13 protein-coding genes are annotated in these 17,380 nt (G+C 63.6%); 8 read left to right on the top strand and 5 right to left on the bottom strand.

Features of this window, described 5'->3' with window-relative positions; translation table 11 throughout:
• Positions 1-25: 25 nt before the first annotated feature.
• Positions 26-1,576 carry a trimethylamine methyltransferase family protein gene (locus AC2FNZ_RS10415; RefSeq protein ID WP_496840530.1) on the bottom strand — a complete coding sequence of 517 codons (1,551 nt, stop codon included), beginning with the start codon at positions 1,574-1,576 and terminating at the stop codon, positions 26-28.
• A 161-nt stretch (positions 1,577-1,737) separates the two neighbouring features.
• On the opposite strand from AC2FNZ_RS10415, the gene AC2FNZ_RS10410 reads away from it, so the two are divergent.
• Together AC2FNZ_RS10410 and AC2FNZ_RS10405 are read left to right on the top strand one after the other, a co-directional pair.
• Positions 1,738-3,363, top strand: a complete 1,626-nt coding sequence (locus AC2FNZ_RS10410) for a GMC family oxidoreductase (RefSeq protein ID WP_496840529.1) — start codon at positions 1,738-1,740, stop codon at positions 3,361-3,363.
• Positions 3,364-3,434: 71 nt separating this feature from the next.
• On the top strand, positions 3,435-4,361 hold the full coding sequence (locus tag AC2FNZ_RS10405) for a cation efflux transmembrane domain-containing protein (RefSeq protein ID WP_496840527.1): 927 nt from the start codon (positions 3,435-3,437) through the stop codon (positions 4,359-4,361).
• Here AC2FNZ_RS10405 and AC2FNZ_RS10400 read toward each other — a convergent pair.
• From AC2FNZ_RS10400 to AC2FNZ_RS10385, 4 genes are read right to left on the bottom strand one after another with little or no spacing between them, the layout of a single operon-like run.
• The gene (locus AC2FNZ_RS10400) at positions 4,358-5,023 is read right to left on the bottom strand and encodes a D-lyxose/D-mannose family sugar isomerase (RefSeq protein ID WP_496840525.1); all 666 of its coding nucleotides are present in this window, start codon (positions 5,021-5,023) and stop codon (positions 4,358-4,360) included. The genes AC2FNZ_RS10405 and AC2FNZ_RS10400 overlap by 4 nt on opposite strands.
• Before the next feature lie 18 nt (positions 5,024-5,041).
• Positions 5,042-5,968, bottom strand: coding sequence for a carbohydrate kinase family protein (locus tag AC2FNZ_RS10395; RefSeq protein WP_496840523.1), 927 nt, complete (start codon positions 5,966-5,968; stop codon positions 5,042-5,044).
• 39 nt (positions 5,969-6,007) lie between these two features.
• The gene (locus tag AC2FNZ_RS10390) at positions 6,008-8,335 is read right to left on the bottom strand and encodes a GH1 family beta-glucosidase (RefSeq protein ID WP_496840522.1); all 2,328 of its coding nucleotides are present in this window, start codon (positions 8,333-8,335) and stop codon (positions 6,008-6,010) included.
• Positions 8,336-8,337: 2 nt separating this feature from the next.
• The gene (locus AC2FNZ_RS10385; RefSeq protein ID WP_093963166.1) at positions 8,338-9,369 is read right to left on the bottom strand and encodes a LacI family DNA-binding transcriptional regulator; all 1,032 of its coding nucleotides are present in this window, start codon (positions 9,367-9,369) and stop codon (positions 8,338-8,340) included.
• A 231-nt stretch (positions 9,370-9,600) separates the two neighbouring features.
• Here AC2FNZ_RS10385 and AC2FNZ_RS10380 point away from each other — a divergent pair, with 231 nt between their 5' ends.
• The 6 genes from AC2FNZ_RS10380 (at position 9,601) to AC2FNZ_RS10355 (ending at position 17,327) form a co-directional block, all read left to right on the top strand.
• Complete coding sequence (locus tag AC2FNZ_RS10380) at positions 9,601-10,869, top strand: ABC transporter substrate-binding protein (RefSeq protein WP_093963165.1); 1,269 nt, start codon at positions 9,601-9,603, stop codon at positions 10,867-10,869.
• A 63-nt stretch (positions 10,870-10,932) separates the two neighbouring features.
• Positions 10,933-11,940, top strand: a complete 1,008-nt coding sequence (locus tag AC2FNZ_RS10375) for a carbohydrate ABC transporter permease (protein ID WP_093963164.1) — start codon at positions 10,933-10,935, stop codon at positions 11,938-11,940.
• A gap of 11 nt (positions 11,941-11,951) precedes the next feature.
• Positions 11,952-13,100 carry a carbohydrate ABC transporter permease gene (locus tag AC2FNZ_RS10370; protein WP_093963163.1) on the top strand — a complete coding sequence of 383 codons (1,149 nt, stop codon included), beginning with the start codon at positions 11,952-11,954 and terminating at the stop codon, positions 13,098-13,100.
• Positions 13,101-13,109: 9 nt separating this feature from the next.
• Entirely contained in the window at positions 13,110-14,765 is a 1,656-nt protein-coding gene (locus AC2FNZ_RS10365; protein ID WP_496840519.1) for an alpha-glucosidase, read from the top strand.
• Positions 14,766-14,768: 3 nt separating this feature from the next.
• Positions 14,769-15,851, top strand: coding sequence for an ABC transporter ATP-binding protein (locus AC2FNZ_RS10360; RefSeq protein WP_496840518.1), 1,083 nt, complete (start codon positions 14,769-14,771; stop codon positions 15,849-15,851).
• Between the two features lie 351 nt (positions 15,852-16,202).
• Complete coding sequence (locus AC2FNZ_RS10355; protein WP_170341229.1) at positions 16,203-17,327, top strand: extracellular solute-binding protein; 1,125 nt, start codon at positions 16,203-16,205, stop codon at positions 17,325-17,327.
• Positions 17,328-17,380: the final 53 nt, after the last annotated feature.

Genomic DNA, 17,380 nt, shown 5'->3' with positions numbered 1-17,380 from the left:
AGGCAGGCGGGCAAGTGGAGTGTTCCTAATAGTGCTGGTTCAATTCGTCGGCGGCGGGAATTTCCCGCTCGCGCCGGGCGATGTAATCGCGCAGCGCCTCGTCGGTGGCCGGGTCCATTCGGGGCTCTTGATACTCGGCCAGCAGCTTGCGGGCGTGGTTCAGGGCGCGCTCGGTGATCTCGACCCCGCCCTCGGCCACCCATTGTTCGATCGAGTTGTTGTCGAACAGTTCGGGCATGAAGAACGCCTCCTGGAAATTGTCCTGTGTGTGCGGATGGCCCAGATAGTGTCCGCCCGGGCCGATATCCGACACGGCGGCAACTGCCTCGTCGAAGTCGTGCCATTTCGGGCCCTCGGCCATGCGGTAGGCCATGGCGCATTGCTCGGCATCGACAACGAACTTGGCGGTCGAACAATGCATCCCGGCCTCGTTCCAGCCCGCCGAATGCCAGATATAGTTGGCCCCGGCATGGATCACCGCCGACAGCGTGGTGGCGGATTCGTAGCCTGCCTGCGCATCGAATGTCTTGGCCCCGCCCAGCGTGTTCGAGCTGCGCCAGGGCACGCCGTAGTGCAGGGCCATCTGGCCGATCATGAAGTTCATCAGGCTGATCTCGGGCGTGCCCGACATCGGCGCGCCGGATTTCATGCTGACGGTCGACAGATAGTGCCCGTAGATCGCGGGACAGCCGCGCCGGATCACCTGTGTATAGGCCAGCGCGCTCAGTGCCTCGGCGTTCAGCTGCGCGACCGTCGCCGGCACGCTGGCCGGCGTGTTGGCCCCGCCCAGTACGAAGGGCGAGCACAGCACCGGCTGATTGCGGTGGCAGAAGGCGCGCATCGCCCCCAGCATGGTCTCGTCCCAGACCAGCGGCGAGTTGCCGTTGCAATTGCCGGTGGTGACCGGGTGATCCTCCATGAACTCCTCGCCGAACAGGATCGCGCACATCTCCATCACATCTTCGGCGTTTCTGGGCGAGGTGGTCATGCCCATGAAGGTCTTGTCGGAATACTTCATCGACGAATAGGTAATGCGCAGATGGCGCTGGCTAATCGGGTGATCATAGGGTTCCACGATGTGATGGGCGCTGGAATGCAGCGCCGGCAGCATGTGGCTGAGCTTGTGGAACATCGCCAGATCGTCCAGCGTCGGGTTGCGGCGTACGTCGTCGAGATCGCGCAGAAACGGCGCGCCGGTCATCGGCACGAAGATCGCGTGCGGCCCGCCCAGGCGCACATTCTTGCGCGGGTCACGGGCGTGATAGGTGAAATCCGAGGGGATCGTCGCGATCAATTCGCGGACCAGCCCGCGATCAAGATACACCCGCTCGCCGTCAACTTTGGCTCCAGCCGCCTTCCAGTCGGCCAGCGCGATCGGGTCGCGGAACTGCACGCCCACGTTTTCGAGGATGTCCATCGAAGCCGCGTCGATCCGCTCGACCTGTGATCCGTCCATCACTTCGCACAGTGGGATGTTGCGGGTCAGGCCCGGCAACATGTCAAAGCAGGGCGCGGTGCGCAGGGCGCGGCGGGCGGCGCGGCCTCCGGTTCGGACACGGGTGGCGGTCTGGGTCATTCTGGGCCTCCTTTGACACCAGTCTGACCGCCGACCGTGGGCGCGACCTGCAGGATTGCGAAATACTGTTGCGGAATGCGACATCGAGCCCGTGCATTGCCGGCGACAGCTGCTAAGCTGCGCTCCGCAGGATCAGGAACAATGCACAGAGCAGACCGAGAATGAATTCCGCCACATCTGAAACCGCCCGGCTTGAGGGCGAATACGACTATATCATCATAGGCGCGGGTACCGCGGGCTGCGTGCTGGCCAACCGGCTGACCGAGGATTCCAGGACACGGGTTCTGCTGCTCGAGGCGGGCAAGTCGGACAATTACCATTGGGTCCACATCCCGGTTGGGTATCTGTACTGCATCGGCAATCCGCGCACCGACTGGATGATGAAAACCGCGCCCGAGCCGGGTCTGAACGGGCGGTCGCTGGTTTATCCGCGCGGCAAGTTGCTGGGCGGGTGCAGCTCGGTCAACGGGATGATCTACATGCGCGGGCAGGCGGCCGACTATGACCATTGGCGGCAGCTGGGCAATGCGGGCTGGGGCTGGGACGACGTGCTGCCCTATTTTCTGAGATCCGAAGATCACCACGCCGGCGACAGCGAAATGCACAGGTCCGGCGGCGAGTGGAAGGTTCAGAAACAGCGGCTGAGCTGGGAGATCCTGAAAGCCGTGCAGGACGGCGCGCGCGAGATCGGCATCCAGCCGCGCGCCGATTTCAATGACGGCAACAACGAGGGCTCGGGGTTTTTCGAGGTCAACCAGAAGAACGGCGTGCGCTGGAACACGGCCAAGGGATTTCTGCGCCCCGTGATGAAACGGCCAAACCTGCGAGTCCTGACCGAGGCCGAGACGCTGGCCCTGATCCTCGAGGGCAAGATCGTGCGAGGCGTACGCTTTGCGCGGGGGGGCACCGAATACCGCGCTGTGGCCGGGGCCGAGGTTCTGCTGGCGGCGGGGTCGATCAACTCGCCCAAGCTGCTGGAACTGTCGGGGATCGGCGACCCCCAGGTGCTGGCGGCGCACGGAATCGCGGTTCAGCATGAAAGCGCGGGCGTGGGGGCGAACCTGCAGGACCACCTGCAGATCCGAACCGTGTTCAAGGTGCAAAATGCCAAAACTCTGAACACCATGGCCAACAGCCTGTGGGGCAAGGCGCGCATCGCGGCGCAGTACGCCCTGACCCGGTCGGGCCCGATGGCGATGGCGCCCAGCCAGTTCGGCATGTTCACCAAATCCGACCCGATGCTGGCCACGCCGGATCTGGAGTATCACGTGCAGCCGCTGTCGACCGACCGGCTGGGCGACCCGCTGCATCCGTTCCCCGCGATCACCGTCTCGGTCTGCAATCTGCGACCCGAAAGCCGGGGGCACTGCCATATCACCACGCCCGATCCGACGGCCCAGCCCGAGATCAGGTTGAATTACCTCTCGGCCGAGCGTGACCGGCAGGTAGCCGTCAAATCCGTGCAGCAGGCCCGGCAGGTGATGGCGGCGCGGGCGTTGGCACCCTACCACCCGCAAGAGGTTCTGCCCGGCCCCGAGATCAACGACCAACAGGGCCTGCTGGATGCGGTGGGCGACATCGCCACCACGATCTTTCACCCGGTCGGCACCTGCCGCATGGGAAGCGACGACGCCGCGGTGGTCGATCCACAATTGCGCGTTCGGGGTCTGGAGGGGCTGCGGGTGGTCGATGCCTCGGTGATGCCTAAGATCGTCTCGGGCAATACCGCCTCGCCCGTGATCATGATCGCGGAGAAGGCTGCCGACATGATACGCGGACGGGCATGAGCGCGGGGCTTGCGCCTTGGCCCGTCGGACATAAATGACCGCCAGCCTCATCAACCGGAAAAGCTGAGCCGATGCAGGACACATTGATCTTTGAACGCCGGTCGCTGAACGCGGCAAAATGGGCCAGCCTGTTCATGGCGGGTGCCGGGGTTGTGGCCGGGTTGCTGGCAAACTCCGATGCGCTGTTGCTGGACGGGCTGTTCTCGGGGCTCAATTTCGCAACAGCTGTGGTGGCGGGATGGGTCGCCGCCTCGATCCGACGGGCCCCGGACCAGAACCGCCCCTTCGGATACGAGATCGACGAATCCGTCTTCGTGATGTTCCGCAGCCTGCTGCTGTTCGGGATCATCCTGATGGCGGCTGGTTCGGCGGTGAACCGTCTGCTGGCTTATGCAAAGACGGGCGAAGCCGCGCCGGTGGTTCTGGAATGGATCCTGATCTACGCCGGGTCGATGGCGACAATCTGTCTGGCGCTGTTCGCCTATCACCGCTGGAACTGGCGCCGCACGGGAAAGGCCAGCGATCTGCTGCGGGTCGAGTCCCGGGCCGCGATGGTCGACGGGGTGCTGAGCCTTGGGGCCGGGGCGGCGTTTTTCGCGATCAACCTGCTTGAAGGCGGGCCGCTTGCCGGTCTGGTTCCGGTGTCGGATGCGCTGGTGGTGTTGCTGCTGTGCCTGGCGCTGCTGCCGCAGCCGATCAAGGTGTTTCTGGGCGCGCTGCGCGATATCGTGGGTGTGGCGCTGCCGGCCGATGCCCGGGCCGAGATCATTGGGCAGGCCCGCCGGATCTGTGCCGACAGCCCGTTTCAGGTGCTGGACGTGGCGACGGTGCGCAGCGGGCGGGCACTGTTCCATCTTGTCTATCTGAAACCCGCCGAACCCGTGACGATCGAAGCCTTCCAGGCCGTCCGAGACCGGCTGGCCCAGGCCGCAAGCCCGGGCCGGGTCGCGTTGACGCTGGCCTCGGATCCGCCCTTTGGCCCGGCCCCGCGCGCTTAGAAGTCGGCGACCAGCAGGAACTCGGGCGCGGTGTCTTCCTCGATCGTGGCAAAGCGCGGGATCGGCTGCTCGAACACGTTATCGGTGCGGTCGTCATTGACGGTCGAGACTTCGCCGATCAGACAATCGCCTTTTTCCGCCCAGAAGGCGTGCCAGATGCCGGGCATCAGCGTGACGCTTTCGCCCGGTTTCAGGCGCAGATGCTCGCCCGGCTGGATGGTCACCGGGCAGGCGTCGCTGGGTACGGTGACGGGGGTATCGCGGTCGATGCTGCCATCGGGGGCCGAGGCGTAGATCTCCATCACCAGATCGCCGCCGCCGCGGTTGATGATGTCCTCGGCCTTGACGATGTGGCGATGCATCGGCGACAGCTGCTTGTCACGCGAAATCAGCAGCTTCTCGGCATAGAGCATGCCCCGTCCTGCGCTCAGGTCCTTTTCGTCGCCATTGCGCAGGGTGAACAGGAACAGGCCCAGCTCGTCGAACTTGCCCTGGCCGTAATCGGTGATGTCCCAGCCAAGGCCGCGGGCGCGGATGCCGGCGGCCTGCGGGCTGCGCATCTGCTCGGGCGTCCAGTCGGCAAAGGGCGGCAGGGCAAAGCCGAACGAATTGATGAAGGCCTGCGCCTCGGCCTTGATGCGGTTGATCTCGGATCGTTTCATATCGGTGCTTTCGATGACTTACAGCTCGTGCGCCCAGGGCGGGTTGGCCCCGGCGCGGGATACGGTGACGGCGGCGACCTTGCCGCCCAGTTCCAGCGCGGCGCGCAGGTCGTCGGGCGAGATCGCACGGAGCGCCTGTTTGGTCAGCAACCCGGCGCGGTGCAGTTGCGCCAACACCCCGGCGTTGAACGTGTCGCCCGCGCCCACCGTATCGACCACCTGAACCGGCGTGACCGGCACCGAAACCGTGCGGCCATCGGCCAGATACCCGGTCGCGCCCTGGCTGCCGCGCGTGACGATGACCACGGCGGGGCCGGCCTGCAGCAGCAGCGGCACCTTTTCTTCCAGCGTTTCGGGGCCGGGGACGATCCAGTCCAGATCTTCGTCCGAGACCTTGACGATGTCGGCCTGCGCAATCATCCGGTTCAGCCGGGTGCGATAGCGGGTCTGGTCCTGGATGAAGCCGGGGCGGATGTTGGGGTCGATCATCACCGCGCGCTCGGCGCCGTGGCGGTCCAGCAGGGCGGCATAGGCATCGGCGCAGGGCTCGCAGGCCAGGCTGATGCCGCCGAAATACAGCGCCGAGGTCGCGGTCAACCGGTCCGGCATGTCCTCGGGGCGCAGCATCCGCCCGGCCGAGTTTTCATCGACGAAGGAATAGGTGGCGTGCCCGTCCTGCAGTTGCACGAAGGCCAGCGTGGTCGGACGGTCCGAAAGAACAACCTGCGAGCCATCCACATGACTGTCTTTCAGGGCCTGAGACAGTTGCTGGCCGAACATGTCGCTCGACAGCCCGGTCAGCATTCCGGCAGGCGCACCCAATCGGCCCAACGCGATGGCGGTGTTGAACACCGCGCCGCCCGAATGCGGCACGAAACCTTGCGCGCCCGAAACCGTCGGCTCTGCGATCATGTCGATCAGGGCCTCGCCACAGCACAGGATCATGTCCCGGCTCCTTCCTTCTGCAAAGATCTGGCGGTGAGTTTACCGCGCGAGCGCATTTTTGCAGAAGTTGTTAGCGCCAACAATGCCAAATTCGGCCTGTTCCGACACATAAACGCCAAAGCCCCGCCGCAGCGCGTCGAACCGGCCTCCGGCGTTGAAGGCCGCCAGGAAGTCGTCGCCGAACAGCCAGCGGTTCTTCTCGGCCACGCCGCCCACAAGGAAGACGCCGCCCGTGGGCATCAGGGTCACGGCCATGTCGCCCATCACGGCGCCCAGATGGGTGGTGAAGATCTGCGCGGCGCGCATGGCGAGCGGATCGGACCCGTCGCGCGCGGCCTGCAGGATGTCCTTGGCGGGCAGGGCGGGCGTGTCGGGCTGGCCCGCGGCCATGCCCACGGCGCGATACAGGATCGGCAGGCCCGTACCGCTGAGGAACATCTCGGCCTCGAGCGTCAGGCTGTCGCTAAAGAAACACTCGGGCGCGATCCGGCGGGCGGCTTCGAACACGTCCACCTCGTCGCGGGTGCGGGGTGACAGGCCGACATGGCCGCCCTCGCCCGAGACGGTGTGATAGTGGCCTTCGGAATACAAAAGCGCCCCGACGCCCAGCCCGGTGCCGGGGCCGACCACCAGTCGGGTGCCCTTGGGCGGGGTCGGGTCGCCTTGCAGGGCTTGCACGTCATCGCCGGTGATTTCGGCCACCGACCACGCAGCGGCGGTGAAGTCGTTGATGACAAAGGTGTGGTCCGCGCCGGTGGCCGAGGCGATGTCAGCCTCGGACAGGTCCAGATTGGCATTGGTCAGACGGATCGTGCCATTGCGCACCGGGCCCGCGCCCGCGGCGACTACGGCGCGCGGCGGCGTTCCGATCTCGGCGCACAGGTCGTGCAGGGCGGCCAGAAACTCGGGCAGGGTGCCGGTGGGCGATTTGCGCAGATCGGTGAGGGTGCCATTGGTGACGACCCCCAGTCGCGTGTTGGTGCCGCCGATATCGGCCACCAGGTTCCAGTGGTCGTGCATCGCGCCCCTAGGCTGCGCCATTGGAACCGAGACCGGATCGCCCTGGGCCAACGCGGCCTGGATCGCCCGGAACGAGGCCTTGGGGCGCCGTTCCAGCGTGTCGAAATCGACATCGACCAGGCCGAACCGCTTTTCGTATCCCAGCGCCCATTCGTAATTGTCCAGCAGCGACCAGATGAAATAGCCCTTGACCGGAACGCCCTGATCCAGCGCGTCCTGCACCGCCGCCAGATGTTGATTCAGATAGTCGATGCGGTCGTCATCCTGCTGCCGCTCGGGGCTGGCCATGCCGTTTTCGGTGACATAGATCGGCAGATCGCCCGTGTAGTCCCGGGCCGTACGGGTCAGGAACCGGGTCAGCGCGCTTGGCTCGATTTCCCACCCCATCTGCGTCTTGGGCAGAGGGCCGGGGACCTCTTGCAGGCCGGGCCAGGGCGTGTCGGCGGGCGCGATCAGCTTGCGGGTATAGTAGTTCAGCCCGCACCAGTCGACCGGCGTGCCGATCGTGTCGAAATCATCCTGCCAACCATCGGGCAGGTGGGCCTGCAGCCCCTGCAGGACGTTCTCGGGGTAGGCCTTGTTGAACACGCCGCCCAGGAAGAACCGGTTGTAGATACCGTCATACAGATCGGCGGCCGCGCGGGCCTCGAGGGTGTCATCGGCAGGTTCGGCCCATTCCAGGTTGAACACCGCGCCCAGGTTCGACATGCCAAGGCCCCGCATCGCCTGAATCGCGCGGCCGTGGGCCAGAAGGACGTGATGCATGGCGCGGGCCGTGGCGCGGATGTCGCGCAGGCCGGGGGCGTGGTGGCCTTCGAAATGGCTCAGCCAGCTGACGCACCAGGGCTCGTTGATCGGGGCGACGCTGTACATGCGGTCGCCGATGCGGCCCATGATGATCTCGGTGAAATCGGCGAACCAGTCGGCGATGTCGCGGTTGCGCCAGCCGCCCATATCAGCCAGGGCCGAGGGTAGCTCCCAATGATACAGGGTGGCGCAGGGGCGGATGCCGCGTTCCAGCAGGGCGTCGGCCAGCCGGTCATAATAGTCCAACCCGGCCTGGTTCACCGGACCGCGCCCTTTGGGCAGTACGCGCGCCCAGCTGGTGGAAAAGCGATAGCAGTCGAACCCGGCCTCGCGGATCAGGTCGAAATCCTGTTCGAACCGGTGCAGGTGGTCGCAGGCCAGATCGCCGTTTTCGGAACGCACCACGTTGCCGGGCGTGGCCGCGAAACTGTCCCAATGGGTCGGGCCGGCGCCGCCCTGTGCGTGGCCTTCGATCTGATAGGCCGAGGTTGCGACACCAAAGAGGAAGTCTTTGGGGAAATCAGCGCGGGTGTATTTCATGTTCAGAACCTGTTGGGGGCGGGACCGGTCGAGCCGCCGACTACCAGTTCGGCCTCGAGCAATCTAGTCTTGGCCGGATCGTGTGGCGCGCGGATGCGCTCGATCAGCATCTCGGCGGCCAGTTCGCCGGCGTGGCGCACCGAAGACCGGGTGGCGGTAAAGATCGGAACGTCCTGCCCGTTCTTCAGATAGGACAGGTCATCGTCATGGGCGATCACCGACACGTCGCGGCCCATTTTCAGCCCGGCCTCGTCCAGCGCGCGCCGCACCCCGATGGCCGAGATCATCGACGAGGTCAGGATCGCGGTGGGCGGATCGTCCAGCCGCAGCATGTCGCGGGTTTCGTGATGGCCATAGACCTCGGTCATCTCGGCGCTGCGCATCAGGGCCGGGTCGGGCGACAGGCCGGCCTGTTTCAGCGCCTCGAGATACCCGTCGCGGCGCCTTTGGGCAAAGTCCATGTCCTCCAGCCCGTTGATCAGCGCGATCCGCCGGTGGCCCAGGTCGATCAGGAAGCGGGTGGCGCGCAGGAATGAGCTTTTGTTGTTCACGTCGATCCAGTCATAGGGCACGCTGACGCCGGTGGATCGGCCATGCACGATGAACGGAACCTGCATCCGGGTCAAAACCTCAATCCGCGGCTCGTTCACTTTGGGGCCCTGCAGCACCACGCCGTCGACCGCACCGCGCTGGAACAGGCTGCGATAGGCGTCCTCGATCGAGGTGTCGTCAGCATTGGTGAACATCATGTCATAGCCGTGCTCGGCATATTTTTTGACCGCGCCGGCGACGAAATCGCCGAAGATCGGGTTCACCATCTCGTGGCGCGACGAGCTGGGGATCACGTGGCCGATCACCATCGAACGACCCGTCGCCAGCCCCTTGGCGCGCGCGTTCGGCCGATAGCCATGTTTGGCCGCCGCCGCCTGAACCCGCATGCGAGTCTCTTCGTTCACCTCTGGGTAACCGTTCAGCGCGCGGCTGACTGTCGTCTGTGACAGACCCAAGATCTGAGAGAGCTGCTTGAGGTTCATAGCGGTTTCAAAACGCTTTCAATGCTTGTGTGCGCTCTGTTGTGTGGGGATTTGCCGCTTGCGTCAAGTTGTTTTGCCACTCTCTGCAATATACCTTGAAAACATGGGCACAGGCGGCCCAAGAAAAAATCTAGCCATTGACAGGGCCAACATGTTAGCGGATAACGGCCGCATTCAAAGCGCTTTGAAAATTGAGTCTCACACGCGCGGATACAGTTGGGAGGAAAATCAATGAAACACTCGCTTTTGGCAGGTGCGGCCACGTTCGCCCTGATGGCGGGCGCGGCGCAGGCCGAAAAGGTCACCGTGTTCGGCCCGTGGCTTGGCCCGGACCAGGAGAATGTCGAAAAGGTTCTGGACGGCTTTGCCGCGGCCACCGGTCATGAATATGCCTATGTCGGGTCGGACAGCTTCGAGCAGCAGATCCGCATCGACGCCGAGGCCGGATCGGCACCGAACATCGCCGTGTTCCCCCAGCCGGGTCTTGCTGCCGACATGGCGAAGGCCGGGTTTCTGACGCCGCTTGCTGACGGGACCGCCGACTGGATCCGGGACAACTACGCGGCCGGGCAGTCCTGGGTCGATCTGGGCACTTACGCTGGGCCGGACGGTCAGGATCATCTCTACGGCTTCTTCTACAAGGTCGATGTGAAATCGCTGGTCTGGTACGTGCCCGAGAATTTCGAGGACGCGGGATATGAAGTCCCGACCACGATGGAAGAACTCAAGGCCCTGACCGACCAGATCGTCGCAGATGGTGGCACGCCCTGGTGCATCGGCCTGGGGTCGGGTGGCGCAACAGGCTGGCCTGCGACCGACTGGGTCGAGGACATGATGCTGCGCACCCAGTCCCCGGAGGATTATGACGCGTGGGTTGCCAACGAACTGAAATTCAACGATCCCAAGGTCGTGGCCGCGATCGAGGAATTCGGCGCATTCGCCCGCAATGACGACTATGTCGCCGGTGGGGCCGGTGCGGTTGCAACCACGGATTTCCGCGACAGCCCCAAAGGCATGTTCAGCTCGCCGCCGCAATGCTACATGCACCGTCAGGCCTCGTTCATCCCGGCCTTCTTCCCCGAAGGCACGGTCGTGGGTGAAGATGCGGACTTCTTTTACTTCCCGGCCTATGAAGGCAAGGATCTGGGCAGCCCGGTTCTGGGCGCGGGCACCCTGTGGGCGATCACCAATGACAGTCCCGCCGCGCATGACCTGATCGCCTATCTGCAGACGCCCGAGGCGCATGAGACCTGGATGGCGCTCAGCGGTTTTTTGACCCCGCACAAGGGTGTCGATACCTCGGCCTTCTCGGACCCGACCCTGAAGAAGATGAATGACATTCTTCTGGGTGCGACCACCTTCCGCTTTGACGGGTCTGACCTGATGCCGGGTGCGGTTGGCGCTGGTACGTTCTGGACCGGCATGGTCGACTATGCCGGTGGCAAACCCGCGCAGGAAGTGGCCGACGAGATCCAGGCGTCTTGGGACGCGATCCAGTAAAGCCGTGAAACCGGGCAACCCGACCTTCGGGTTGCCCGACCCATTGTCGCCAGGGAGGGTGACATGCATCCCGCATTGCAAGGTCTGCTGACGATCGCCATCGGCGTATCCGCCTGCGTTGGTTACTTCTATCTGTCCAACCAGTTTCTGGACAAGATTCTGTTCCCGCCGCGCGGCCCGAACGCCGGGCGCAACATCAATCGGGCAAACATGGTCCGGCCATGGTTGTTTCTATTCCCCGCTCTGGTCGCGCTGGGGCTGTACCTGGCCTATCCTGTGGTGGAAACGCTGCGCCTGTCCCTGACCGACCGGGTGCCCGGCGGCGGATACGAGTGGGTGGGTCTGGACAACTACGCCCAGATGATGGGAGAGCCCAAATTCTGGGAAGCGATGCGCAACAACATGCTGTGGCTGATCGTGGTCCCGGCGCTGTCGACAGCATTTGGCCTGTTGGTCGCCCAGCTGACCGACCGCATCCGTTGGGGCAATATCGCCAAGTCGTTGATCTTCATGCCGATGGCGATCTCGTTCGTGGGCGCTTCGGTGATCTGGAAGCTTGTCTATGACACTCGCCCGGTCGAGCAGGACCAGATCGGAATGCTGAATGCCCTGTACATCTTCTTTGGCGGAACCGACCCGCAGACCTGGCTGACGATTCCGTTCTGGAACAATTTCTTTCTGATGATCGTGCTGGTCTGGATTCAGACGGGCTTTGCCATGGTGATCCTGTCGGCGGCCCTGCGCGGCATTCCCGAAGAAACGGTCGAGGCCGCCATTCTGGATGGCGCAAGCCCGTTCCAGATCTTCTTCAAGATCAAAGTGCCGCAGATCAAGACCACGATTTTGGTGGTGTGGACAACGATCACCATCGTCGTGCTGAAGGTGTTCGACATCGTGTTCGCCATGACCAACGGCCAGTGGGAGACACAGGTCTTGGCCAACTACATGTTCGACAAGCTGTTCCGCGCCAATGACTGGGGCGTGGGCTCGGCCTCGGCCATGGTGATCATGCTGCTGGTGACGCCGATCCTTGTCTGGAACGTGCGCAACGCGCGCAAGGAAATGGAATAGGAGGGTGCGTCATGAGTGAGATCGCAGGAACCCGCCCGGCGCTCAGATGGGCCGTACATGCCTCGGTTCTGTTTCTGGTGGTGCTGTGGGTGGTGCCCACGCTGGGCCTGTTCATCTCGTCCTTCCGCACGGCGGACCAGATCGCGACCAGCGGCTGGTGGCGGGCGATTTTCCCGTCCGAGCAGAACCTGACGCTGCGCAGCGCCGCGCCCGACACCCAGGTGCAGGAAAACGGCCTGTATGTGATCGAGGGCAACCTGTTTGACGCCGGAACCACGGCGCGCATCTCGAAATGGGGCATCAGTTCGCGCGAGATCGATGCGTTTGAGCCGGGCCAGACGGCCGAGTTGCGCAAGGGCGGCACGGTCACCGTTCAGGCCAATGGCGACTACCGGATGGAGAACACCGAGGAATTCACCGGCAGCCGGGGCACGCGGGTCTTCGTGACCGCCGAACTGCCGCCCGAATTCACGCTGGACAATTACCACAAGGTCCTGCTGGCCGAGGACAGCACTGACAGCATGGCCAAGGCGTTCTTCAACACGTTGACGGTCACGATTCCGGCCACGATCATCCCGATCCTGGTGGCGGCTTTCGCGGCCTATGCGCTGGCCTGGATGGATTTCCCGGGCCGTGCGCTGTTGATCGCCGCGGTGGTCGGTCTGCTGGTGGTACCTTTGCAACTGGCGCTGATCCCGCTGCTGAAATTCCACCTGAACATCGGCATCGGCAAAGGGTATCTGGGCGTCTGGCTGGCCCATACCGGCTTTGGCATGCCGCTGGCGATCTATCTTCTGCGCAACTACATGGCCGGGCTGCCCCGCGACCTGATCGAGAATGCGCGGGTCGATGGCGCCACCGAGTTTCAAATCTTCACCAAGCTGATCCTGCCGCTGAGCTTTCCGGCGCTGGCCTCGTTCGCCATCTTCCAGTTCCTGTGGACATGGAACGACCTGCTGGTGGCCAAGGTGTTCCTGATCGACGCATCCGGCGAAACCACCGTGATGACCAACAGTATCGTCGAGCTTCTGGGCACGCGGGGCGGCAATTGGGAAATCCTGGCAACGGCCGCATTCGTGTCGATCGCGGTGCCGCTGGTCGTCTTCTTTGCAATGCAGAAATACCTGGTCCGCGGATTGCTGGCCGGTTCAGTCAAATAAGGGCGTGTGATGAACGTGCAGAACAACGTGGACCTCAAGCACTCAACCAAGACGGCGTCCGACTGGTGGCGCGGCGGAGTGATCTATCAGATCTACCCGCGCAGCTTTCAGGACAGCAACGGCGACGGCATCGGAGACCTGCGGGGCATCACCCGGCGGCTGGACTACATCGCGGGTCTGGGGGTCGACGCGATCTGGATCTCGCCCTTCTTCAAGTCGCCGATGAAGGATTTCGGGTACGATGTCAGCGACTATCGCGCCATCGATCCGATGTTCGGCACGATGGAGGATTTCCAGACGTTGCTGGACCGCGCCCATGGTCTGGGTCTGCGGGTGATGATCGACCTGGTGCTGTCGCATACCTCGGACCAGCATCCGTGGTTCGTCGAAAGCCGCAGCAACCGCGAAAACCCCAAGGCCGACTGGTATGTCTGGGCCGATCCCAAACCTGACGGGACCCCGCCCAACAACTGGCTGTCGATCTTCGGCGGCTCGGCCTGGCAATGGGATACGCGCCGGCAGCAGTATTACCTGCACAACTTCCTGACCTCGCAGCCGGACCTGAATTTCCACAACCCCGATCTGCAGGACGCGCTGCTGGACGTGGCGCGGTTCTGGCTGGACATGGGCGTTGACGGGTTCCGGCTGGACACGATCAACTTCTACTTCCACGACGCGCAACTGCGCGACAACCCGGCGCTGCCGCTGGATCAGCGCAACGCAACCATCGCGCCGATGGTCAACCCCTACAACCATCAGGACCACCTGTATTCCAAGAGCCAGCCGGAAAACATCGCCTTCCTGGAACGTCTGCGCGCCCTGACCGACCAATATGACGGCCGCGCCTGTCTGGGCGAGGTGGGCGACGCACAGCGTGGGCTCGAGATCATGGGCGAATACACCCGTGGCGACAAGCGCATGCACATGTGCTATGCCTTTGAGTTTCTGGAAAAACGCCGCCTGTCAGCAGAATACACCAAGCATGTGTTCGACCAGCTTCTGTCCAAGGCCGGCGACGCCTGGCCGTGCTGGGCGTTCTCCAACCACGACGTACAGCGCCACGCCTCGCGCTGGGATCTGGACGAGGCCGGCATCCGGCAGCACGCGGTGCTGATGATGTGCCTGCGCGGCTCGGCCTGCCTGTATCAGGGCGAAGAGCTGGGCCTGCCCGAGGCCGACGTGCCCTTTGAGTGCCTGCAGGACCCCTATGGCATCGAGTTCTGGCCTGAATACAAGGGCCGCGACGGCTGCCGCACGCCCATGGTCTGGGCCGCGCAGGACGAACAGTCAGGCTTTACCACCGGTGCGCCCTGGCTGCCCGTCAGCACCGCGCAGGCCGAGCGCGCCGTTGACCGGATGGACGCCGACCCGCAGTCGGTGCTGAACCACTATCGCCGTGCCATCGCTTTGCGCCATGAATATCCGGCGCTGATGTCGGGCACCCAGTCCGACATGCGCGAAACCGGCCCGATCCTCAGCTTCCTGCGCGAGGATGACACCCAGCAGGTGTTCTGTGCCTTCAACCTGGGCGATGGCGCCGCCGAAATCGCCCTGCCCAAGGGCAACTGGCGCTGCATCGGTCAGGATCTGGGCGCAGTCGAGGCACAGGGCCGCGCCACGCTGGCGTCCTCGCAGTTCTGCCTGATGGTCCGAGAGAAAGGGTAACCCATGTCCGAGCTCAAGCTGACCGATGTCGCCAAGACCTATGGCAATGTCGATGTCCTGAAAGACATCAACCTCGAGATCGAGCGCGGCGAGTTGATCGTGTTCGTCGGCCCCTCGGGCTGCGGCAAGTCCACCCTGCTGCGGATGATCGCGGGGCTGGAACGCATTTCGGGCGGAACGTTGGAAATCGAGGGGCAGATGATGAACGATGTGCCCCCGGCACAGCGCGGCATCGCCATGGTGTTCCAAAGCTATGCGCTGTATCCGCACATGACCGTGCGCGAGAACATGGCCTTTGCCCTGAAGATCGCCAAGATGCCCGCCGATCAGATCGACGCCGCGGTGAACCGCGCGGCGCAGATCCTGCAGCTGGAACCGTTTCTGGACCGTCTGCCCAAAGCTCTGTCGGGCGGTCAGCGTCAGCGGGTCGCCATCGGCCGGGCCATCGTGCGCGACCCCAAGGTCTATCTGTTCGACGAGCCGCTGTCGAACCTGGATGCCGCGCTGCGGGTGGCCACGCGGATCGAGATCGCGCGCTTGAAAGAGGCGATGCCCGACAGCACGATGATCTATGTGACCCACGATCAGGTCGAGGCGATGACCCTGGCCAGCCGGATCGTGGTTCTGGCCAACAAGGGCATCGCACAGGTTGGTACGCCGCTGGAGCTGTACGAGACGCCCGACAATGAATTCGTGGCCCAGTTCATCGGCTCGCCCGCCATGAATCTGCTGCCGGGCACGATCACCGGCACCGGTGCCACCACGACCGTTGCGTTGGACTGTGGCGGAACGGCAGTTTCGGCCATACCGACCGAGGACGCCGACGCCGGCAAGAAGGTCAACGTGGGTGTGCGGCCCGAGGATCTGGTGGTCGCCGACGGTGACCCCATCCTGACCGGGACCGTGGACTTTACCGAAGCCTTGGGCGAGGTGACGCTGCTCTATTTCGCGAAAGCCCCCGGCGCTGAGTCGGTGATCGGCAAACTGCCGGGCATCCATCGTGGCTTGCGTGGCCAGACGGTTTCGGTGACTGCCGCGCCGGAGAAGATCCATCTGTTTCATGACGGCCGGTCAATGCGCAAATAGCTCCGACCGCGTCGTGATTCTGGTCTGAATTTGTCGCAAATCGATTTTTGCGGCTGAAATGATGCGCATCGATTAGGCGGCTGCGTAAAAAATTCGCGAGATCTCCCTTCGCGGCATGAGGCCAGTTCCGATGCGCCGTTAGGTATCGTCGACCCTTTTGATATATGATCCTTGCGCGAATTCCCGCAGAGTCGCGTGCTGTTTGGGCAGGCTCCGGGCTTGGGCTTCCGAGGGAACTGGACCTAAGAATTTCGCAAACTGTCACTTTTTGGACTGACGGGGCGACCGCAAAACTCTAACGTGACGCACGGATAAAAAACAAAACTCAGTCCAAACACGGGAGAAACACGAATGACCAAATCGTCAAACTTCAGCCGTCGTACGGTGTTGAAAGGGGCCGGCGCAGCTGCGCTGGCGGCACCTCTGTACAGCAAAAGCGCCCTTGCATCTTCGGGCGAAGTCAACATCCTGATGTGGTCGGATTACCTGCCGCCCAGCTTCATCGAAGAGTTCGAAACCCTGACCGGGATCAAGGTGAACTACACCGGAATTGGCTCGAACGAAGAGATCATCAACAAGATGAAGGCCACCAAGGGCCAGGGCTTTGATATCGTTTCGCCGACCAACAACCGCTCGCTGCAGTGGGAGCCGCTGGAGCTTTTGCAGCCGTTCGACATGAACAGGGTCCCGATCGACAAGGTCAACCCGGCGATGGCCAAGATCGGCACCGATGCCTGGAACTTTGGTGACAGCGGCGCGCATTGGCTGCCGCATATCTGGGGTACCGAAGGCATTGCCTATCGCACCGACCTGTGGCTGCCCGAGGGCGACGCTCCGTCCTATGGTGACGTCTGGTCGGAAGAAAACGCCGGCAAGACCATGGGTCGCGCGCATTCGATGATGCTGGGCGCGGGTCTGTACATGGAGCGCATCGGCGAGATGGAGCCCGGCTCGGTCTGGGCCGCATATGGCGACGAAGACACCATGCGCAAGGTCTGGGGTCAGATCACCGACTGGTGCATCGCCCGCAAGGACCGGATCAAACTGATCTGGAACGATGCCGACACCCAGAAGAACGGCCTGCTGAACGAAGGGGTTGTCGTCGGACAGACTTGGGATGGTCCGCCGCTGGCACTGAAATCCGCTGGCGAACCGGTGCACTACCAGGCTCCGGTCGAGGGTGCGATGGCTTGGGTCGACGGTATGTCGATGCCGACCGGCGCAACCAATATCGACCAGGTCTACGCCTTCATCGACTTCGCCTATCAGGCCAAGCCGGCCGGTGTCGCGATCGACAGCCACGGCTACAACTCGCCGGTTCTGGGTGCCGACCAATATTCGGGCGACACCTACAAGAAGAACTTTGCCGAGGCCTATCCGGGCGACTCGCTGGCCAACCTGAACCCGTGGCCTGCCGAAGCACCGTGGTATGCCGAGACCCGGACCGAGTTCGTCAACAAGTTCAAGAGCGCCTGATCGCCTTGAGATCGCGCCCCTCGCGTTGTCGCGCGGGGGGCCTTTGGACCCCG

The sequence above is a fragment of the Ruegeria sp. SAZA006 genome (assembly GCF_059613465.1).
This window is presented reverse-complemented; position numbering and strand designations above follow the sequence as displayed.